Source organism: Collinsella aerofaciens (genome assembly GCF_001404695.1).
In the GTDB taxonomy this organism is placed as follows: Bacteria; Actinomycetota; Coriobacteriia; order Coriobacteriales; family Coriobacteriaceae; genus Collinsella; species Collinsella aerofaciens_E.
Window position 1 is genome coordinate 66,450 of the sequence record NZ_CZAQ01000005.1, and the last position, 21,632, is coordinate 88,081.

A 21,632-nucleotide genomic window follows, 5' to 3' on the forward strand; every position below is an offset into this window, starting at 1 on the left:
CAACATGGTCCAACGTTGAAAGATTGTAACGCTGACGCGCAGCTTTCCTTCCGCGCTATTATTAAAAGTCCACGAAAGCACGAGACATGAGGAGCCCGCCATGATTAAGCCCATCATGAAATCCGAGTTCTTTTTGCGCCTCCCCTCCGAAGACGCCGGCCCAGAAGATGCCGCGACCGGACAGGATCTTCTGGACACGCTCCACGAACATGAGCACGAGTGCGTGGGCCTCGCCGCCAACATGATCGGCGTGCGCAAACGCATCATCTGCGTAAAGGACGGCAACAGGGCGCTGTTGATGTACAACCCTCAAATTCTTGAGCAGGTCAATGCCTATCAGACGAGCGAAGGGTGTCTTTCGCTCATCGGCGAGTGTCCCTGTACCCGCTATCGTCGCATTAAGGTTGAGTATTTTGACGAGAACTTCGTCCACCGCATCAAGAGCTTCTCGGGCTACACCGCCGAGATCATCCAACACGAAATCGACCACTGCAACGGGATTGTTATTTAGTCCCGCCGATTCAAGAAAGCTCCCTGCAGCAAAACAACTGCAGGGAGCTTTTCATTGTGCGGAGTTTCTATCCCCTACGATTGACGGTAATGGTCGAAGAAGTCGGCGAGGTCTTCGAGCGACTCTTTGAGCACTTCCATGCGCGGCAGGTACACGATGCGGAAGTGGTCGGGCTCAGCCCAGTTAAAGCCGCCGCCGCGCGTGATCAGGATCTTCTTCTCGTGCAGCAGGTCGAGGGCAAACTGCTCGTCATCGGTGATATTGAACTTTTTAACATCCATCTTGGGGAAGATATAGAACGCCGCGCGCGGCTTAACCACCGAGATGCCGTCGATCTTGTTGAGCGCCTCATACACAAAGTTGCGCTGCTCGTAGACACGACCGCCGGGGCGGATGTAATCGTTGACGGACTGGTGTCCGCCGAGCGCCGTCTGAACGATCGACTGAGCCGGCACGTTGGAGCACAGGCGCATGTTGGAGAGCATATTGATGCCCATGATAAAGTCGCTCATGCAGCGCTGGTTGCCCGAAAGCACCATCCAGCCAATGCGATAGCCCGCAATCATGTGCGACTTGGACAGACCGCTAAAGGTAACGCAGGGCAGATCGGGGGCGAGCGAGGCAATCGAGACGTGCTCGTAGCCGTCCATGCACAGGCGGTCGTAGATCTCATCGGCAAAGATCATGAGCTGGTGCCTGCGCGCAACCTCGACGATGCCCTCGAGCACCTCGCGCGGATAGACAGAGCCCGTGGGGTTGTTGGGGTTGATGATGACGAGGGCCTTGGTCGCGCTCGTGATCTTGGACTCCATATCCTCCAGGTCGGGATACCAATCCGCCTGCTCATCGCATAGATAGTGCACGGGATGTCCACCGGCAAGGGTTGCGCACGCCGTCCACAGCGGGTAGTCGGGGCTGGGGATCAGAATCTCGTCGCCGTTGTCGAGCAGCGCGTTCATCGAAAGCTGAATGAGCTCGGACACGCCGTTGCCCGTGTAGATGTGCTCCATCTGAACATTGGGCAGGCCCTTAATCTGCGAATACTGCATGATCGCCTTGCGCGCGGAGAACAGGCCACGCGAGTTGGAATAGCCTTCGCAGTCGGGCAGCTGCTGGCGCATGTCCTTGATGACCTCATCGGGTGTGCGGAAACCGAAGGGCGCCGGGTTGCCGATATTGAGCTTGAGGATGCGCTCGCCCTCATCCTCCATACGGGCAGCCTCGTCGACGACGGGACCGCGCACGTCATACAGGACGTTATCGAGTTTGGTGGATTTAGAAAAAGTACGCATGGTGGCGCTCCTTGGAATTTGAGCCGTGGGGCTAGGTTCGGATTTGGCAACGTTATGGGACGAGGACGTCTCGCCTTGATCGGCGCCACCGGCAAGCAGCCAGGTAACATCGACCTCCAAAATGCGGGCGAGCAGCTCTGCCACATCGCGCCGCGGGATCGTCTTGCCGCTCACATATTGGCTCATCTGACTCTTGCCGAGTTTTTTGCCGAGCATCTCCGATGCGCGGATTACGTCCGACTGGCGAACGTCGCGATCGGACATAGCCTGTCGCAGGCGATCGCTAAACGTCTCTTGGGCCACTAGAACCTCCTTGCTGGCAAAGTTCAATTTATAGAACACGAATTGAACCAAGGTTCAATTTAGCAAGCAGTATAGCGCGGCGCATTATCCGGAAGTTCAATTTCACAAGAAAATGTACCGAGCCCCGAGAATTGTCCAAAAGTGGACAACAGGTACGCGCTTTTAGAGGTATTCAAGGAATCGAGCGGCGGCAAGCGAAACGTCAGCCGTGCGATATATCGCGTTGATCTGCCGATGGGGATGCCCCTCGAGCGGGCGCACGGCAACATCGAACTGGCAGCGCCGCAAGATGAGCGCCGGAAGAATGCTCACGCCCAGACCGTCCTCGACCATGGCCATAATCGCATAGTCATCCCAAGTCGACAGTTTTGAGCGCACTGACAGCCCCGCCCGACGGAATAGCGGCGTAATCTCATCATCGGTACCCCGTTCCAGCAGAATAAACTGCTCGTTGGCTAAATCGGCAAGAGAAACGACCTCCGCGGTGGCAAGCGAGGAGTCCGCTGGCACCACGGCCATCAGCTCGTCTTGCACCAACGGCCGCGACGCCATGCCGGCGCCGCATGGCTCGCGTGGAATAAAGCCCAGGTCGCAGCGGCCTTCCGCCACCCATTGCTCAATCTCGGAGTAATCACCCATCAGAAGCTCGTAATCGACATCCGGGTGATCAGCGCGAAACCGCGCGATCACCGGCGGCAGTACATGGGTTGCCACACTCGAAAACGTACCGATGCAGATCTTGCCGCGCATGAGCCCCCGCATCTCGTCCACATGTCGCTGCAGGCGGCCAAACTCCTCGCAGAGTGCCTCAACCGCCGGCATGATCTGCCGCCCATCGGCAGAAAGCACCACGCCCTCGCGGCTGCGGTCGAGCACCTTAAAACCCCAATCGGTCTCAAGGTCGCCTACCATGCGACTCACGCCCGACTGCGAATAGCTCAGCCGCTCTGCAGCGCGCGTAAAGCTGCCAGCACGCACCGTCTCGAGCAGCACTCGCATCTTTTGAATATTCGTTTCCACGACACCCCTCCACCTTTACATGAGTTTTTGTCATGTTATCCATGCATTATATTCGCTTTTCTTCTAAAGCCACCTCACCCATAGTGAACATGCTCGGATATAGAGGGGATGTCAGCACATGAACAACGGACTGTTTACGTACTTAGCAGCATTGCTATTGTTTGGCTCCAACGGCATCATCGCCGCTGCCATCGCGCTGCCGAGCTCCGATATCGTACTGTTGCGCACGTTTTTGGGCACTCTCACCCTTGCCGCCATCCTCTTCATAACCAAGCGCCATAACCTGCAGGCTCCGTCTCGCCCCCGCGAGGCCGCAGCGCTCATCGTCTCGGGCGCCGCGCTGGGCGCCAGCTGGATTTTCCTGTTCCGCGCCTATCAGACGATCGGCGTTGGCATCTCCTCGCTGTTGTATTACTGCGGCCCCATCATCGTTATGGCCCTCTCCCCGCTCATTTTTGGCGAAAAGCTGACCGGCGGCAAAATCGCCGGGTTTATCGCCGTTGCCTGCGGCGCCTTTCTCATTGCGGCACAAGGTCTAGGCGGCAATATGCCCATCGCAGGCATCGTGTGCGGCATCGCCTCCGCATTTTGCTATGCGCTGATGGTCATCGCTAGCAAGGGCGCGCCGCACATCGAAGGCCTCGAGAACTCCACGCTCCAGGTGAGTGCCGCCTTTGTAACCGCGTTGATCCTTACGCTCTTCACGCAAGGTGCCCCCTCGCTCCTCTCCCCAAGCATTGCCGCCGGCATCGATTGGCGCGCCGTCGCCATGCTCGGCGTCGTCAACACCGGCATCGGTTGCCTGCTCTACTTTAGTGCCGTCGCCAAGCTGCCCGTCCAGACCGTCGCGGTCGTCGGCTACCTTGAGCCGCTTTCGGCCGTCGTGTTCTCCGTTGCCCTTTTGGGCGAGACCATAACGCCCATCCGCCTCATGGGCGCCGCGTTGATCATCGGCGGCGCGATCTTTTGCGAAGTCGCCGGCAAACGCGCAGACACCAAAGCAAGCATCGCCCAAGCGGCACGCGCCTAAAAGCCCCTCTTCAGCTCAAAGCAGGGACGCATCCGCGGTTATCACATTGCAGCAAGCCATTCAGCGGATATGCCCCTGCTTTGAAATGCTACCTGCGTACGTGAATAATCCCCAGATGGGGATTATTGTCTAAAACACCCCGATGTGCCAAACTGCTCTTGTATGTATAAAGACGGCATAAAGTTTTTTGTCCTAGACAGATAACCGGATGTCTAAGGGAGTCCTCGTGGCACACAATAAACTGGAGGCAAACCTCCAAGACCAGCACGGGCAAGGCGGGCACGGAGCCATCCCCCTCTCCGCTGGCATGCTGCTCGTAACGCTCGGCGTCGTCTATGGTGACATCGGCACGAGCCCCATGTACACCATGAAATCAATCGTCGCCAACAACGGCGGCATCGGTACCGTCAGCGAGGACATGATCCTGGGCGCGCTTTCGCTCGTCATCTGGACCATGACGCTCGTGACCACGGTCAAGTACGTGGTAATCGCCATGAAGGCCGACAACCACAACGAAGGCGGCATCTTCGCCCTGTTTAGCCTGGTGCGAAAAGTGGCACCATGGCTGATCCTACCTGCCATGATCGGCGGCGCGGCACTGCTCGCCGACGGCATCCTCACCCCCGCGGTCACGGTCACCACAGCCATCGAGGGTCTGCGCACCATCGAATGGGGCCATGCGCTGCTGGGCGACGGCCAGACCAACGTCATCATCATCACAATCATCATTATCTGCGGCCTATTTGCCATGCAGCGCGCCGGCACCTCGTCAATCGGCAAGCTCTTCGGCCCGCTCATGACGCTGTGGTTCCTGTTCCTGGCAGGCGCCGGTCTGTTCAACATGCTCGGCAACCTGTCCATCTTGCGCGCGCTCAACCCCATCCGCGGCATTATGTTCCTGTTCTCGCCCATCAACCATTCGGGCATTATGGTGCTCGGCTTTGTCTTCCTGTCGACAACCGGTGCCGAGGCACTCTACTCGGACATGGGCCACGTGGGCAAGGCAAACATCTATGCATCCTGGCCATTTGTTAAGGCGGCCCTTATCCTCAACTATCTGGGTCAGGGAGCTTGGCTACTCGCCAATAACTCCAACCCCCAGATGCTCGCGATGGATATCGTTAACCCGTTCTATATGATGCTTCCCGAGCCCCTGCGCCCCTTTGCCATTGTGCTTTCGGCCGTGGCGGCCATCATCGCCTCGCAGGCGCTCATCACCGGCTCGTTCTCGCTGGTATCCGAGGCAACGCGCCTCAACCTTATGCCGCACCTACGCATCCACTACCCCAGCGACACCAAGGGTCAGCTCTATATTCCGCTCGTCAACAACATCATGTGGGTCGGCTGCATCTTCATCGTGCTGTTGTTCCAGAACTCCGAGCGCATGGAAAGCGCCTATGGCCTCGCCATCACCGTGACCATGCTCATGACCACCACGCTGCTGACGAGCTATATCGCCGGCATCCTCAAGCACAAGCTGGGCGCCTGCATCTTTGCCCTGCTCTTTGGTGCCATTGAGCTGTGCTTCTTCGCTTCGTGCCTCACCATGTTCTTTGACGGCGGCTACGTCATGATCTTCCTGGCCGCACTGCTGCTCGGCCTTATGTATGTGTGGCGTCGCGGCACCGCCATCGAGCGCACGCAGACGATTCTGCTGCCCGTCTCCAAGTACATCGACCAGCTCAACCGCCTGCGCAATGACGAGACCTACCCCGTGCTCGCCGACAATCTGGTGTTCCTCACCAACAGCCCCGACCCGCTCACGCTCGACCGCGACGTGCTCTATTCCATCCTGGACAAACATCCCAAGCGCGCCAAGGCATACTGGTTCATCAACGTACACGTTACCGACGAGCCCTATACGCACGAGTATTCCGTTGAGACCTTTGGCACAGACTTCCTGTTCCGCGTGCGCTTGGACCTGGGCTTTAAGGTCAATCAGCGCATCAACGCCTACCTGCGCCAGATCGTTGGCGACCTGATGGCCTCGGGTGAGTTGCCGCCGCAGCACCACACCTACTCCATCTACGAGACGCGCGGCAACGTGGGCGACTTCCGTTTTTGCATGCTGCGCAAGATGCTTGCCCCCGAAACGGACATCAACCGCAATGACCACCGCGTGATGGCCATCAAGTACGCCGTCCGCCGCGCTTGCGGAAGCCCGGCGCGCTGGTACGGTCTCGAGAACTCTGCCATCATCATCGAGTACGTGCCGCTGTTTGCCCGCATGCGCCCGGCCGTTAAGCTCGTGCGCACCCAGGTGCCGCTCGAGGTTCAGATTGAAGAGGCCGAGGAAATGGAAGTCGACATCTTCTCGGACGACTTGGTCAACGGCAACGAAGCCGGTAGGGACATGAACGTCGACCCCACCGAGTTGCTCGAGAGCGTCGCCGATACGCCCGAACAGCAACAGCTCGACGGCCTCGAGAACGAACAGCTCAACGACGCCAACTTCTAGCGACGTCACAAATCAACGACAGCGGCCCTGCACCTCACGGGAGATGCAGGGCCGCTTTGCATTGCGGTAAAGCTATCGGCTACGAACGACGCGGCTCGGGAACCACGAGCCTATCGGGGCTCGCGCCCTCGGCATCCATCAGGCTCACGTAGCGAATCGACGGATCCCCATACATCGCGTAGTAATAATTGCCCGTGCGCGCGCTAAAGCATCCGGTGTAGATAGTCTTCTCGAACTTGCCATCGCCCATCCTGGACGCTCCCTCGATCATCACCACGCCCTCGAGCGAGCGGAACATGCGAACGACGTTTTCGGTCTCGCTCTCCTTTTGCGGGTAATTGGCATTGAGGTACGCCGCCTTTACAAAACGGCTCGGCGAATAGCAATCGCCCGGAATGCCGCGCATGCCGGCACCGGCTCCATAGGGCTTGAGCTCGGCGCCACGCCATGTCGCCGTCTGCGGAAAATCGCTTGTGGCGGTGATATAGGTGCGTAGGTTTTCCATATGCCACGGGAAGGTCGGCTGATTGGCAAGGGTGTCGACCGGATCGTCGTATACATGCAGGCCGTCAGCCATCATCTCGACCACGATGCTGCGCTGGCTGTCGCCGATAATCCAATGGAGCAGTGACACGCCCAGCCCCTCTCCGGCAGATTTGGCGACAATCACCGTGTCGCGCAGCGCGGCCTCGACCTCATCGACCGTCGAGAACGTCGCTGCCACCCACAGGGGAAACTCATAGGCCGCGATATTGGTCTTGCCATCAACCGGGCCCTCAGCATACTCGGCATAGCCGGGAAAGTTGAGTCCCGCCACGGCGAGGCCCGCATCGTTGCCGCAATCGAAGAACATAGGGTAGTTCTTGTAATCGATGCACATACCGATCACCGCGTGTGCCGCTGTCGTGTCGTCGATAAACGAATACGGAATGTGAAACCCGCGCGGCATCACGCGAACCTGTTGGCCGTAGTCAAAGCTCCAGTCGAGGTTGCGGCCCAGATACATGTTGCCGGAATTATCGGTAAATCGAATGCTCGTACACATAGCGCCTCCTAGCTTTACGTTCTTGCTAAGTTCATTGTCACCAAACAAAAAGGCGCTAAACACAAAAGCCCGGACATGACAACAATGTCACGCCCGGACCAAAAACGACGAAGTGCGGTGCTGTGGTCGCCCTAGACAAGCTTGCCAAGACAGTGATCGATCATATGCTGGATCATCTGCGCCTCGAAGCCCACAAAGTCCTGCTTGCGCTCGCGCATCTTGCCGTCGACGATCTGGTCAAAGGCAACCTTGCACTTGATATAGCGCGTGGACTTGGTGACCTCCTCGTGCGTCAGGCAGCTCTCCTCCATCTTGCTGGCGCCCAGGCCAAACACCAGACGGGGGTTGTAGAGCACGTGGGGCTCGCCGGCGTCGTCCAGGTAGACGCAGACCTTCTTGGTAACGCCAATCTGGTTAGCGGCAAGGCAGCCGGCATCGTCGAGCGACTTGATGGTATCGATCAGGTCCTGAGCAACCGACTCGTCCTCGACGGTCGCAACCTCGCAACGCTGGGACAGGATAGCCTCGTCGTGGCAAAGCTCTTTAATCATACGTTCCTCCATAGGGGTCGTTGTAACCGCTTAAGTATACGGTACCCACACATTTTCATGCGATAAATACCGTCCGTCTGTTACAAAGCGCCGAACATCAACATGCGAGGAACAGCAAGGTTGTAAAGACGATATAGTAAGTGAGTTCGTGTCAATCGGCCTAAACTCGGGGCCGAACAAGGAAAGGGTATGCATGGACGAACTTTTTCACGTCAGTGAGCGCAAGTCCACAATCGGGACCGAACTTCGCGCTGGACTGACAACATTCCTGGCGATGGCCTACATCATCGCCGTCAACCCCGCAGTGCTCTCGGGCGCTGGCATCGATGCGGGAGCGCTCGCCTGCGCCACCTGCCTGGGCGCCGGCATCATGACCATCTGCATGGGCATCTTCGCCAACCGCCCGCTCGCCTGCGCGTCGGGTCTGGGCATCAACGCCATGATCGCGGGCATCGCCACCACCATGTGCGGCGGCGACTGGCACGTGGCCATGAGCGTTATCTTCCTCGAGGGTATCGTCATCTTGCTGCTCGTCCTGTGCGGCCTGCGCGAGGCCATCATGGACGCCATCCCCGTGGTCCTGCGCCACGCCATCTCGGTGGGTCTGGGCCTGTTTATCGCCATGATCGGCCTGTGCGACGCCGGCATCATCACCGCTGGCGCCGGTACGCTCGTCGGCCTGGGCGACATCGCCTCCCCCACCTTTATCGTCGGCATCATCTCCATCGTCGTGACGGTTGCCCTGGCTTCCCGCAACGTGCCGGGCTCGCTGCTCATCGGCATCATCGTCGCCGTTATCGCCGGAATCCCGCTGGGCGTCACCCATGCGCCCGAGGGCCTCATCGCACCGCTCGACTTCTCGACCTTCGGCGCCCCGTTTGCCAGCACTGCCGACGGCAACCTTGCCATCGTGAAGGTCCTGACCGACCCGATGCTGCTCGTCGTTGCCTTCTCGCTGCTCATGAGCGACTTCTTCGACACCATGGGCACCGCGATGGCCGTCGCCAAGCAGGGAGAGTTCCTGACCGAGGACGGCAATGTCGAGGACATCCGTCCCATCCTTGTCGTCGACTCCGTGGCCGCTGCTGCCGGTGGCTTTATGGGCGTCTCCTCCATCACCACCTTCGTCGAGTCCACCTCTGGCGCTGCCGACGGTGGCCGCACGGGCCTCACCTCCGTCACCACCGGCGTGCTGTTCATTCTCGCCGCGTTCTTCTCCCCCATCGTCACCGTCGTTTCCAGCGCCGCCACCTGCGGTGCTCTGGTCTACGTCGGCTACCTCATGATGAGCGAGGCCTCCGAGATCGACTGGTCCGACGTGTCGCAGGGCTTCCCGGCGTTCATGATCGTCGCCGGCGTGCCCTTCACCTACTCCATCTCTGCCGGCATTGGCCTGGGCTTTATCGCCTACGTGATCGTCGCGCTCTTTAAGGGCGAGGCCTCCAAGATCAAGCCGCTCATGTGGATCGCAGCCCTTGCCTTCCTCGTCTACTTCTTTGTAGCGTAACGGCAAAGCTGCCAAAGCAGAACACCAAAGCGCGGAGTCGCATCGAGCGGCTCCGCGCTTTTCTTTTAAAGCCAGGCACCGCACGGACGCGCGATGTATTGCCTCCCAAGTTTTGGACATTTTGCCCTCCAAACGGCACTACCGCCGGCTACATCCTGCAGATATGCTGGGCGTAATCGCATAGGCCCTATGAGGATGGGAGTAACCATGGCCGCCTTGTTCACGACCCCCAAGCGCAATGATAAAACCTCAGGAGCCCATTTTGTCGAGCCCGACGTGCACCGTCGCACGCTGCTCGCGCACGGCAGCTGGCGCCGCGTGACACGCCGCATCGTTGTAGGCGCCGTATGCGCGCTTACGGTAAGCTCGCTGCTCATGCCGAGCGTCTCGCTCGCGGCCGAGTGGGTGGACGTCGGCGGCACCCAGTACAACGCCGGCACCGCGGCGGGCGACGCCGCCGGCACCTGGAGCTGGGACGGCGCCGACGATATGAAGCTCAACGGCTATAACGGCGGCGCGATCGAGGCAGCGGGCAAGCTCAACGTGAGCTACGAGGGCAACAACACCGTCACTAACGACAACGGCCGCGGCATCAAGGCTAAGGATGGCGCGAACGAGAACGCCGAGCTTAATATTCAGGGCGACGCGTCCAGCACGCTCAACGTGACATCTTCTCGTGACGCCATCACTTCCGTCGGCAACATCAACATCGACGGCGCCGGCACTGTCAACGCCACGAGCACCGAGCACGATGCCATCGATGCCGGGGGCGATGTCACCATCAAGGGCTCGGGAAACGTTAATGCCACGGGCGATTCGGATGGCGTCAGGGCCGACGGCAACATCACGATCGACAACAGCGGAACCGTCACCGCCAAGGCCACCGACGATCAGGGTATCGATGCTAACGAGAACCTCATCATAAAGGGCGGCGGCAAGGTAGAGGCAAGCTCTATCAAAGACAATGCGATTTGGGCCGACGGCAACATCGAGATCTCGGGTGGCAGCCAGGTCAAGGCAAGCTCCGAGGAAGACGCCGCCATCGACGGTAAAAACAGCCTCACGGTCACGAACGCTTCCCTCAACGCAAGTGGCGTTGGGTATGGCATCTATGTCTACAAGGGCATCACGCTCGATGGCGCGACCGTGACGGTCCGCGCAAGCTCAGATGGCGGGGAAGCCAGCGCACTCTTCACCGATGAGGACGACGTCGTCATCAAGAACGGCTCGGCTGTGGATGCGCTCGCAGAAGGCAGGTTCTCGGTTGCAATCTCCACCAGTAATTTCTACTCCGACGAAGCGGGTGGCCATATCTACATCAGCGACTCCGTTGTCAAGGCCATAGCCCGCTATGCCGAGACCGGCGGCGACGGCCCCGACCACTACAGTGGAGACCAAAACGACGAAATCATCCCTGAGTCCGAGGGCCTGAACATCGGCATCTTCGCGCAGACCGAGAAGGGCATCACGCCCGCGACCATCTCGATTGTCCGCAGTAAGGTCACAGCTGAGGGAGACACGGCGGCAATCTTCGCCCTTGCCACGAGCGCGGACGGCGAGACAATCGGCACCATCGAGATCGAAGGCGCTCCCATCCAGACGCCCACAGGCGGCAAGATCATTGGCTATCGCAACAAGGAAGAACGCGACGACGGCATCTTCTACGAGGTGGGTCAAACCATCGGCACGGGCGACGACGTGATCGACTCCCCCTATAACGAAGCTGTCGCCAAGAGCACGGTCATCGCGCCTCCCGAGGAGATCAAACCCGAGGAGAAGCCAGGCGAGACCAAGCCCGAGGGTTCCAAGTCCGAGGGCACGAAGACGACCAAGACCGTTGCAGCTGCAGCCACGGGAGCCAAAACCACCGGCATCCTCGCGGCAACCGGCGACGCCTCGAGCGCAGCCATCGTGGCAGCCGCCCTTGCGGGAACAGCCGCCATCGCCGCGGGCGCCGTGGTGAGCCGCAAGCGCTCGTAAACACTTTTTCGCACAGGACGGGTGGATCGCGGCCCTTGCCTTCCTCGTCTACTTCTTCGTGGCGTAAGGGCAAGGCTGCAAAAACTGAACAATAAAGCGCGGAGTCGCCATGCGGCCCCGCGCTTTTCTTTTAGCGCCGGTCCCTGCGCCGGCGTGCGGCCTATTTCTCCCCCATTTTGGCCATTTTGCCCTCCAAACGGCACTACCGCCGGCAACATCCAGCAGATACGCTGAATCTAGTCGTATAGGCCCTATGAGAACGGGAGCAACCATGGCAGCCTTGTTCACGACCCCCAAACGCAATGACACTACCGCCGGAACCCATGTTGCCGAACCCGACGTTCGCCGTCGCATAGGACTCGCGCACGGCAGCTGGCGCCGCGTGACGCGCCGCATCGTCGCGGGCGCCGTGTGCGCGCTCACGGTGAGCTCGCTGCTCATGCCGAGCGTCTCGCTCGCAGCGGAATGGGTCAAGGTCGGCGGCAACAAGTACAACACCGCGGCGAGCGACGAGGCCGGTACCTGGTCGTGGGACGGCGCCGACGACTTGAAGCTCAACAACTATAACGGCGGCGAGATCCAGGCCGCAGGCAAGCTCAACGTGAATTACTCGGGAACCAACATCGTCACTGCCGAATGGATCGAAAGCATCAACGTTTCTCATGGCACTAACGAGAATGCCGAGCTCAATATCCAAGGCGACGCGGGCAGCACGCTCAGCGTGACATCTACTGAGGACGCTATCCTCTCCACGGGTAATATCAACATCGACGGAGCCGGATCCGTCAACGCCACGAGCACTGGGTTTGATGCCATCAATGCCGGGGGTGATCTCGCTATCAAAGGTTCGGGCAACGTCAACGCCACGGGTGCATCGGATGGCATCAGGGCAAACGGCAATATCACGATTGACGACAGCGGAGCCGTCACCGCCAGGGCTACCGAGGACAAGGGTATTGGAACCGACAAGAACCTCACCATCAAGGGTGGCGGGACGGTCGAGGCAAGCTCAGCTGATGGTGAGGCCCTTTGGAGCGGCGGCAATATCAACATCTCGGACGGCAGCCAGGTCAAGGCAAGCTCCGAGAAAGACGCTGCCGTCGAGGCCAAGGGCGGCCTCGCAGCCACAAACGCCTCCCTCAACGTAAACGGTGTTGAATATGGCGTCTATGCCCACAAGGGCATCACCCTCGATCATGCAAACGTGACGGTCCGTGCAGGTAAAGGCAGATACGGTGGCGCCATCGCCCTCTTCACCTACCAGGACGACATCGTCGTCAAGAACGGCTCCACCGTGGACGCGTTTGCGGAAGGCGAGGTTTCGGCTGCATTCTCCACCAGAAACGATCGACCCAACGAGAAGGGTGGCCACGTCTACATCAGCGACTCCGTTGTCAAGGCCATAGCCCGCTATGTCGAGAACGGCGACGGCCCCACCCCCTACAGCGAAAACCAAGATGGCGAGACGAGCCCCGAGCCCCAATGCGAGAACATCGGCATCATTGTCCAGACCAGCGAGGGCGTCACACCCGCAGTCATCTCGATCATCCGCAGCAAGGTAACGGCCGAAGGAGATACAGCGGCAATCTTTGCCCGTGCCATGAGCGCGGACGGCAAGGCAATCGGCACCATCGAAATCGAAGGCTCCACCATCCTGACGCCTGAAGGCGGCAAGGTCATTGACTATCGCAAGCTCCGTGACGGCATCTACGAGGCAGGCCAAACCATCGGCACGGGCGACACCACGGTCGACTCCCTCTATATCAAAGCGGTCGCCAAGAGCACGACCATCGCACCTCCCGAGGTAGCCAAGCCGGAGGGGCCCAAGCCCGACGAGACCAAGCCCGCGGAGTCCAAGCAGGACCCCAAGCCCGAGGGCGCAAAGACGACCAAGACCGTTGCGGTTGCAACCACGAAGGCCAAGACCACCGGTACCCTCGCGGCGACCGGCGACGCCTCGGGCGCAGCCATCGTGGCGGCCGCCCTTGCGGGAACAGCCGCCATCGCCGCGGGCGCCGTGGTGATCCGCAAGCGCTCGTAGACTCCCTTGCGCGCATGACGTCGCCCGCAAAGGCCCCTAGCGCGAACACCGTCTAACAACGCCACCGCCGAGCTCCCCTCCGGCGGTGGCGTTTCTCATTTGCGTCCTCAGGGCGCGCACGATTGTTTTTGATGCGGCCCAACCAGCATAAGCCGGCGTGCGACAATGGTGGCCGTCGATATCACAACGCCGAGAGAAGCCCGTCATGGAAGCGCGACAAAAGCAGATAACCGTTCATTCAAAGCATGTCGAAAGCGCGCCCGTCATTTACCTCCCCGTGGTTATGGGCGACGGTAATGAAGTCTACGAGCGCTGCCGAGAGCTCGACTGCCCGCCGTTCACCCTTGTCGCCATTGGAGGGCTCGATTGGAATCGAGAGCTGAGCCCCTGGGAATGCGACGGAACTATACGAGATGCCGAGCCCTTTGGCGGACAGGCCGCTGGTTTTCTTGACGAGTTGTTGAAGCAGATAATCCCCCAGGCCGAATCATCGCTCCCGCAACCGCCCGCCTGGCGCGGCGTTGCCGGCTACTCGTTGGCGGGTCTTTTTGCACTGTGGGCACTTTGGCAAACAGATGTCTTTGAGCGCGCGGCGAGTGCGTCGGGGTCGCTGTGGTTCCCCGGCTTTATCGACTACGCGCGCGAGCGCACGATGACAGCTACGCCCGACGCCGCCTATCTTTCGCTCGGTAAAAAGGAAACCAAGACGCCCAACCGCATGATGCGGCACGTGCTCGACGATACGCGCGCGATGGAAGAGCTGTTTATCGAGCGTGACGTTCCAACGGCGTTGGAGCTCAACCCCGGCAATCACTTTGCCCAGACCGATCTGCGCATGGCGCGCGGCATCCACTGGATACTGACGCATTAAAAATGGCGTCCACGCGTACATACGCATGGACGCCATTTTTAATTTGGCTGAACGCAGCTACTATTCAGCAGTCTCCTCAAGCTCGGAAGTATCGAACTCAAAGTCATTACCGGGCAGAATGGCGTTGAGCACAATGCCCACCAGCGAGCCCACGGCAAGGCCCGAAAGTGAAATCGTCACGCCGCCCAGCTCCAACACGATAGCTCCGGCAGTGCTGTACGCAATGCCGAGTGAAAGCACCAGCACCAGAGCCGCCACCAGCACATTGCGGTTGTTCTGGAAATCAACCTGATTCTCGATAAGGTTGCGAACGCCCACGGCGCTGATCATGCCATAGAGCACGAGCGACACACCGCCGATTACACACGCCGGCATGGCCGCAATGACAGCCGCGAACTTGGGGCAGAACGAAAGCACGATGGCGCAGCACGCGGCAATGCGAATCACGCGCGGGTCAAACACACGCGTCAGGGCAAGCACGCCGGTGTTCTCACCATACGTGGTGTTGGCCGGAGCGCCAAAGAGCGAAGCCAGGATCGTGGCAAGGCCGTCGCCGAGCAGCGTGCGATGCAGGCCAGGATCGGCGATGTAGTTACGCTCGCAAGTGGAGCCAATAGCCGAGATGTCACCGATATGCTCGATCATGGTCGCAAAGGCCAGCGGCATAATGGTGATGATGGCCGTGGTGGCAAGACCGCTATCGAACTGAGGCCCAAAGAGCGCAAACACGGTGTTGTCCCACACGATGGGCAAGCCAACCCAGGGAGCGGCTGCGACGCCAGAGAAGTCGACCTCGCCCAGCGCAGCCGCAACGGCATAGCTCACCACAACGCCCAGCAAAATCGGCACGATCTTGACCATACCGCGACCCCAAATGTTGCAAATCACGATAACGGCAACGGCGACAACGGCAACAAGCCAGTTGGTCTGGCAATTAGCGATGGCAGAGCTTGCCAAGATCAGGCCGATGGAAATGACGATGGGGCCGGTCACCACCGGCGGAAAGAAGCGCATAACGCGCTTGGCGCCAAAAGCGCGGAACAGTGCCGCCAGCACCGGATAGAGCAGACCGGCGCAAGCTACGCCCAGGCAGGCGTAGGGCAAAAGCTCGGCCTCGCCGTTGGGCGCGATGGCGGCATAACCCGCAATAAAGGCAAACGATGATCCCAAAAACGCAGGCACCTTGCCACGCGACAGGAAGTGGAAGAGCAGCGTGCCCAAGCCGGCAAACAAAAGCGTCGCCGAGACCGAGAGGCCGGTGAGCACAGGCACCAGTACGGTGGCGCCGAACATGGCAAACAGGTGCTGCAGGCCGAGCAGAAACATGCGCGGGCGACCGAGCGACGACGCATCGTAGATGACATCGGCGACGGCGGGCGTCGAGGATTGGGACATGGATGTCCTTTCATAATGGAAGGGCGCCCGGGCATATCGGATAACCTGCCCGAACGATACGATCCGAACCATTGTACGCGATACGCAACGTCTCGCACGCGCCGCCCCCGCGAACGGCGGCACTACTTCCAAACGCGCTCGGCAATGCGCTTGACCAGCGCGATCTTTGCCCATTGCTCGTCCTCGGTCAGTTTGTTGCCAATCTCGCAGCTGGCAAAGCCACACTGGGGAGAGAGGTACAGGTTCTCGAGCGGAACATACTTTGCAGCCTCGTGAATACGCTCGACGATGACGTCCTCGTCCTCGAGCTCTGCGGCCTTGGTGGTCACCAGGCCCAGCACCACCTTCTTGCCCGGGGCGACATGCTTGAGTGGCTCAAAGCCGCCGGCGCGCGGCGTGTCGAACTCCAGGTAGAATGCGTCAACGTCCTCATGCGCAAACAGATACGGCGCAATGGGGTCGTAGCCGCCTTCAAAGGCATAGGTGGAGTGGTAGTTGCCGCGGCATACGTGCGTGTTGATAACCAGATCATCGGGCTTGCCCGCGATGGCGGCATTGTTGAGCGCCACGCCCAGCTCGCTCACCTTTTGCAGATCGACCGGGCTCATGCCGGTCTTAGCCACAAAGTCGGTATCGCAGTAAATACCCCAGGTGCAGTCGTCAAACTGAATATTGCGGCAACCGGCGGCATAGAGGTCGGCGATCACCGTGCGATAGGCCGCCGCGATGGCGTCGGCAAGCTCCTCGTCGGTCTCATAGACGGCGCGCAGGCTCTCCTGCTGACCATCGCAACGATCGAGCGTGACCTCAGAGAACGTCTGGATCGGCGCCGGGATAGTTTGGCGCGCAACCTGCCCCTCGCCCTCGAGCGCCTTGACAAACTTAAAATGCTCGACGAACGGATGATTCTCGCCGCTGATGGGACCGGTCACCACCGCGGTATCGGCCGTGGTCTCCTCATCGTGGAACATATAGCCCGTACGCGAGGTACGGCGCTCAATGCCGTTGAGGCCCCACATAAAATCGAGGTGCCAGTAGCTGCGGCGGAATTCGCCGTCGGTGATCACCTGCAGACCGGCGGCCTTTTGCTTGGCCACCAAGTCGCGAATGGCCTCATCCTCGACGGACTTTAGGCCGACAGCATCGAGCGTGCCCGTGGCGTAGGCGGCGCGTGCGTCCTTTACGGCCTGCGGACGAAGAAAGCTGCCGACGATATCGGCACGAAACGGCGCTTTGAGCTGGGCGGAATTAGTCATACTGATCTCCTTTTTGCGTGGATGCTTTAACGAGACAAAGTATGAGGGCTCAAATAGCCATCGTAAAATATGAGTTATTTTCTGTTTGCCATAGGGAATGACTATACCAATACGCGCCGCTAAGCATCATGCGTACGGCAAACATAACAAACTAGATATGCTGACGAATCGCGTCGATATAGGCCTGCCCATAGCGCGTGAGCGTCGTGTTCTTACGCGTGATGATGCCGATCTCCATGTATTCGTCCACATCGAGCGGAATCGAGATAATACCGGGACCATTGAGCTCGTGGCTAATCACACCCGAACACACCGTGTAGCCGTTGAGGCCCATGACAAGGTTGAACAGCGTCGCACGGTCGCGCACACGGATATTCTTGCGACGCTCAAACGTCGAGGTCAGTTCCTCGGAATAGTAAAACGAGTTGTAGCTGCCCTGCTCGTAGGACAGGAACGGGTAGTCTTCCAAGTCCTCGAGCGTCACACTGGAGCGGGCCGCCAGCGGATGGTCGGCGCATACAAAGACGTGCGGCGCGGCGCAAAAGAGCCCCTCAAACACCAGCTCATTGGCAGTAAGCATGCGCTCGATAACCTCGCGGTTGTGCTCGGACAGGTACAGGATGCCCAGTTCGCTTTTCATATGCACGACGTCCTCGATAATCTCGTGAGTCTGCTCCTCGCGCAGGGTAAAGTCATAGCGCGCGGCATCGAACTCGCGGATCACGTCGACAAACGCGTTGACGGCAAAGGAATAATGCTGGCAGCTCACACTAAAGTGCGGCACCTGCTCGGATGCGCCCTTGTACTTGCCCTCGAGCAGGTCGGCCTGGTCGAGCACCTGGCGCGCATAGCCCAAGAAGGTCTCGCCTTCCTCGGACACAACGACGCCCTTGTTAGTGCGCTCAAAGATATGCACACCCATCTCGTTTTCGAGATCGCGGATCGACGCGGTAATCGAAGGTTGCGACACAAAGAGCCGGCGCGATGCCTCGGTGATGCTGCCACATTCGGCAACTTTGACGACATACCTTAGCTGCTGAAGCTTCATAGCCTTCTCCCTAGACGTTCGTGATGCCAAGACCCGTCGCGTCCACCTGACGCATAAACGACGGCATCTCCCCCGTCGCGGCGCAGGCGGCAATCTGATGCAGAGCCCCGGCAACCGCATCATCTGCCGCAGCGCCGATATGCCAGCGCGCGGCAGCCGTGACGGCCTCGTTGGCATTGGCGACTGCAACGGAATTGGGAACGGCATCGATCATGGGCAAATCGTTATCGGAATCGCCAAATACGGCCACCTCGTCGGGCGTCAGGCCCAAAGCGCGCGCCAGCTCCAGCGCAGCACAGCCCTTGTCCCAGCCGGTCGGAAGAACGTCGAACAGGCGAACGCGGTTGTTGGGAAACACGAGCGAGAGCTCCGGCACCTCGGCGGCAACACGCTCGCGCAGCTCGGCGAGCCCCTCGCGCGAACGGGCACTCCAGATATTCGCCTTGTATACCGGGGCATCGTCAACGACAGGACGACAGGGAGCCTCTTCGCCCTTGAGCCACGCGTTGCCGCCCGACTCCATGGCGCGGCGTACGCGCTCGGAATCGCGCGTCACGCAATAGGCATCGTTATTCCAAAAGTTATCGCCTAAGCTGTAGACCTTCAGATACGTATCGTCGGTTTCTTCTTCCAGATAGGCGGCAAGACGCATGAGCGCATCGTTATCGGTCGCGCGCGAGGCAACCACTTCGCCATCGACAAACATAACCTGGCCGTTGCAGAATGCGCCGGTCGAAAAACACTCGGTACGATTATTGAACATCCAGCCCATCGCGGACGGCTGACGGCCCGAAACCGGGCCAAAATGCAGACCCGCCGCCTGCATGGCATGAATGCCCTCGATGGCATAGTCGCTGGCGCCGTCATGCCCAGCTGGAATCAGCGTATCGTCCATATCGGTCAGCACAAGTTTGATCATAGAGTCCCCCAGTCATTTTCACCGTAACCATTGTAACGACCTACCAATAAGGGACAGGTTTATTTTGGCAGGTTTTATCTGGGAAAATGCAGCGCCCCTGTCGCCACCTGCCAAAATAAATCTGTCCCTTTTTGGCAGGTGCGCTAGTATAGGGAACAACAGATTCGATGCGGGAGTGCCGGCGGTGCAAACCACAAGGCTGAGAGGGCATAGGGCCCAATCCTTTGAACCTGTCAGTTAATGCTGGCGTAGGGAGCATGCCGCCTTTACAGGGGCGCTGTCTATGCACAGCGCCCCTTTTCTATGCCAAGGAGGCATGTGCAGTGATTGATTCGGAACAGCTTAAGCAACATATGGTCAAGGCCGTGGAGGAGATTCGCGCCACCAATCCGATGGCCGGCTCCATCACCAACACGGTGACGATCGACTTTGTCGCCAACGCGCAGCTCGCCGTGGGCGGTTCGGCCGCCATGGTCTATCTGCCCGACGAGGGCGAGGCGCTCGTTGCCGGCGGCGGCGCCATCTATCTCAACATGGGCACGCTCTTCCCCATCTACGAACAGACGATTCCCCGCGCGGCCAAGGCGGCACACGACGCCGGCAAGCCCTGGGTGCTCGATCCGGTGGGTCTGGGCATCGGTAGCCTGCGCACCCAGCTGGTAAACGAACTCAAGCAGTACAAGCCCGCCATCGTGCGCGGCAACGCCTCCGAGATCATCGCGCTCGCCGGCCTGTGGGGTCTTGAGGGCGAGGCAGCCGATCTGAGCCGCGTGCGCGGTGTCGATACCACCGACACGGTCGACGCCGCCCGCGATGCCGCTGTGGCGCTCGCTCGCTACACCGGCGGCGCCGTAGTGGTCTCGGGCGAAGTCGACCTGATCACCGACGGCACGACGGTAGCCAAGTCCTACGGCGGCAGCCCGCTCATGTCCAAGATCACCGGCTGCGGTTGTTCGCAGGGCGGTGTGCTGGCTGTGTACGCCTGCGCTGCCGATCCGTTTACGGCAGCCATCTGTAGCACCGCCGTCTACAACGTTGCCGGCACGCGTGCCGCCGCTGTCGCCGATGCCCCGGCAAGCTTTAAGGTCGCCTTTATCGACGAGCTCTATCGCGCAACCGCCCAGGACATCGCCGATAACCAACTCGAGCTCGAGGAGGCATAAGCCATGTCCGAGCCCGCAACCAATGCCGGCATGAACACGCTCGTCGCCGTGGCCATCGCCCCATGCGGCACCGGCGATGAGCTGTCCGCCGAGGTCGCCGAGGTCGTGCGCGTCATTCGCGAGAGCGGTCTTCCCAACCGCACCACCTCGATGTTCACCGAGATCGAGGGCGACTGGGACGAGGTCATGCAGGTCGTACGCGACGCGACCTTTGTGTTGGCGAGCAAGGGCATCCGCACCGAAGTCGCGCTCAAAGCCGATATTCGACCCGGATTTACCGACACCATGACCGGCAAACTCGAGCGCATGGAAGCACAAATCAAAAAGCAGGAGGAAGCACGATGAGCATCCGCGACAACCTTGATATCTCGGCCTATCTGGTGCTCGGCCCCGAAAACACCCTCGGACGCCCCGTGGGCGATGTGGTGGCCCAGGCACTCGACGCCGGCTTTACCTGCATCCAGGTGCGCTCCAAGGTGGCAAGTGCCCGCGAGATCATCGCGCTGACCGGCGACGCCGCGCAGGCAATCGCACGGGCCGGCAAGACCGGTCAGGTCGCCTTGCTCATCGACGACCGTCTGGACTGTGTGCTTGCCGCGCGCGAGCAGGGTATTGCTGTCGACGGCGTGCACGTGGGTCAGAGCGATATTCCCGTCGAGGTCTGTCGCAAGCTGCTGGGCCCCGATGCCATCGTGGGCCTTTCGGCCCGCTGCGAGGAAATGCTCGAGTACGTCAAGACCGCCGACATGAGTTTGGTCGATTACCTGGGCATCGGCCCACTCCACGAGACCGAGACCAAGCGCGACTGCGGACGCGCGGCCGACGGCTCTATCATCACCAAGAGCTTTGAGGACCTGGCCGCACTCCACGCGGCAAGCCCCGTGCCCATCGTGGTGGGCGGCGGCGTCAAGACGGCCGACCTACCGCAGCTCAAGGCCACTGGCGTCGACGGCTTTTTCGTAGTGAGCGCCGTCTGCAGCGCCGACGACCCCCACGCCGCAGCCAAGGAGCTCGTCGATACCTGGCAGCAGGCATAAGCATAAGTCGAGCAGCCGATTTGCAGCTTCATATCTTCAGCAATGGAAAGCGCATCCCAGTTTGGACACCCATTCTGGGATGCGCTTTCCATATAGAGACTTAACGGGAAACCGGGGACCTCGGACAAAATCTCGGACCCAATCTGGGTCCAGGAGGGAGTCCGATGTATACGAAAGAGGAGCGCGAGGGGATTCTCTGGGAGTT

At 60.0% G+C, this 21,632-nt stretch carries 18 protein-coding genes and 1 riboswitch; of the genes, 10 read left to right on the forward strand and 8 right to left on the reverse strand.

The window, feature by feature from the left end:
- Positions 1–100 precede the first annotated feature (100 nt).
- Positions 101–511 (forward strand): peptide deformylase, encoded by a 411-nt coding sequence (locus AQ996_RS02385; protein ID WP_055250712.1) that lies wholly within the window; start codon positions 101–103, stop codon positions 509–511.
- A 74-nt stretch (positions 512–585) separates the two neighbouring features.
- On the opposite strand, the gene AQ996_RS02390 is transcribed toward AQ996_RS02385, so the two are convergent.
- Together AQ996_RS02390 and AQ996_RS02395 are read right to left on the reverse strand one after the other, a co-directional pair.
- Complete coding sequence (locus AQ996_RS02390; protein WP_082435486.1) at positions 586–2,067, reverse strand: aminotransferase class I/II-fold pyridoxal phosphate-dependent enzyme; 1,482 nt, start codon at positions 2,065–2,067, stop codon at positions 586–588.
- Between the two features lie 201 nt (positions 2,068–2,268).
- Entirely contained in the window at positions 2,269–3,126 is an 858-nt protein-coding gene (locus AQ996_RS02395) for a LysR family transcriptional regulator (RefSeq protein ID WP_055250714.1), read from the reverse strand.
- 118 nt (positions 3,127–3,244) lie between these two features.
- On the opposite strand from AQ996_RS02395, the gene AQ996_RS02400 reads away from it, so the two are divergent.
- The gene (locus AQ996_RS02400; protein WP_055250716.1) at positions 3,245–4,156 is read left to right on the forward strand and encodes a DMT family transporter; all 912 of its coding nucleotides are present in this window, start codon (positions 3,245–3,247) and stop codon (positions 4,154–4,156) included.
- Between the two features lie 208 nt (positions 4,157–4,364).
- Entirely contained in the window at positions 4,365–6,614 is a 2,250-nt protein-coding gene (locus tag AQ996_RS02405; RefSeq protein ID WP_055250718.1) for a KUP/HAK/KT family potassium transporter, read from the forward strand.
- A 79-nt stretch (positions 6,615–6,693) separates the two neighbouring features.
- On the opposite strand, the gene bsh is transcribed toward AQ996_RS02405, so the two are convergent.
- Both bsh and AQ996_RS02415 read right to left on the reverse strand, forming a co-directional pair.
- The gene (gene bsh, locus AQ996_RS02410; RefSeq protein ID WP_055250720.1) at positions 6,694–7,659 is read right to left on the reverse strand and encodes a choloylglycine hydrolase; all 966 of its coding nucleotides are present in this window, start codon (positions 7,657–7,659) and stop codon (positions 6,694–6,696) included.
- A 131-nt stretch (positions 7,660–7,790) separates the two neighbouring features.
- Positions 7,791–8,210, reverse strand: coding sequence for a peptide deformylase (locus AQ996_RS02415; protein WP_055250721.1), 420 nt, complete (start codon positions 8,208–8,210; stop codon positions 7,791–7,793).
- A gap of 193 nt (positions 8,211–8,403) precedes the next feature.
- Between AQ996_RS02415 and AQ996_RS02420 the strand changes: the two genes are divergently transcribed.
- The 4 genes from AQ996_RS02420 to AQ996_RS02435 all read left to right on the forward strand — a co-directional run bounded on the left by AQ996_RS02420 (position 8,404) and on the right by AQ996_RS02435 (position 14,609).
- The gene (locus AQ996_RS02420) at positions 8,404–9,717 is read left to right on the forward strand and encodes an NCS2 family permease (protein WP_055250724.1); all 1,314 of its coding nucleotides are present in this window, start codon (positions 8,404–8,406) and stop codon (positions 9,715–9,717) included.
- Positions 9,718–9,924: 207 nt separating this feature from the next.
- Positions 9,925–11,697, forward strand: a complete 1,773-nt coding sequence (locus tag AQ996_RS02425) for a carbohydrate-binding domain-containing protein (protein WP_055250725.1) — start codon at positions 9,925–9,927, stop codon at positions 11,695–11,697.
- 271 nt (positions 11,698–11,968) lie between these two features.
- Entirely contained in the window at positions 11,969–13,738 is a 1,770-nt protein-coding gene (locus AQ996_RS02430; RefSeq protein WP_055250728.1) for a carbohydrate-binding domain-containing protein, read from the forward strand.
- Positions 13,739–13,943: 205 nt separating this feature from the next.
- Positions 13,944–14,609, forward strand: a complete 666-nt coding sequence (locus tag AQ996_RS02435) for an alpha/beta hydrolase (RefSeq protein WP_055250729.1) — start codon at positions 13,944–13,946, stop codon at positions 14,607–14,609.
- A gap of 60 nt (positions 14,610–14,669) precedes the next feature.
- Here the strand turns inward: AQ996_RS02435 and AQ996_RS02440 are convergent, their stop codons facing one another.
- From AQ996_RS02440 to AQ996_RS02455, 4 genes are all read right to left on the reverse strand, one after another.
- The gene (locus AQ996_RS02440) at positions 14,670–16,004 is read right to left on the reverse strand and encodes a uracil-xanthine permease family protein (RefSeq protein WP_055250731.1); all 1,335 of its coding nucleotides are present in this window, start codon (positions 16,002–16,004) and stop codon (positions 14,670–14,672) included.
- A gap of 122 nt (positions 16,005–16,126) precedes the next feature.
- A complete protein-coding gene (locus tag AQ996_RS02445; protein ID WP_055250733.1) occupies positions 16,127–17,260 on the reverse strand; it encodes a 5-methyltetrahydropteroyltriglutamate--homocysteine S-methyltransferase in 1,134 nt (377 codons plus the stop codon).
- Between the two features lie 151 nt (positions 17,261–17,411).
- Entirely contained in the window at positions 17,412–18,308 is an 897-nt protein-coding gene (locus AQ996_RS02450; RefSeq protein ID WP_055250735.1) for a LysR family transcriptional regulator, read from the reverse strand.
- Between the two features lie 10 nt (positions 18,309–18,318).
- A complete protein-coding gene (locus AQ996_RS02455) occupies positions 18,319–19,227 on the reverse strand; it encodes an HAD-IIB family hydrolase (RefSeq protein WP_055250737.1) in 909 nt (302 codons plus the stop codon).
- A gap of 161 nt (positions 19,228–19,388) precedes the next feature.
- Positions 19,389–19,499, forward strand: a riboswitch (TPP riboswitch).
- Positions 19,500–19,550: 51 nt separating this feature from the next.
- Between AQ996_RS02455 and thiM the strand changes: the two genes are divergently transcribed.
- Genes thiM through AQ996_RS02470 form a run of 3 tightly spaced genes read left to right on the forward strand, consistent with a single transcriptional unit; the run spans position 19,551 to position 21,427 of the window.
- Positions 19,551–20,390 carry a hydroxyethylthiazole kinase gene (thiM, locus tag AQ996_RS02460; RefSeq protein WP_055250739.1) on the forward strand — a complete coding sequence of 280 codons (840 nt, stop codon included), beginning with the start codon at positions 19,551–19,553 and terminating at the stop codon, positions 20,388–20,390.
- A gap of 3 nt (positions 20,391–20,393) precedes the next feature.
- A complete protein-coding gene (locus AQ996_RS02465; RefSeq protein WP_233541294.1) occupies positions 20,394–20,735 on the forward strand; it encodes a thiamine-binding protein in 342 nt (113 codons plus the stop codon).
- On the forward strand, positions 20,732–21,427 hold the full coding sequence (locus AQ996_RS02470; protein ID WP_055250741.1) for a thiamine phosphate synthase: 696 nt from the start codon (positions 20,732–20,734) through the stop codon (positions 21,425–21,427). Before AQ996_RS02465 ends, AQ996_RS02470 begins: the two co-directional genes overlap by 4 nt.
- Positions 21,428–21,632 lie beyond the last annotated feature (205 nt).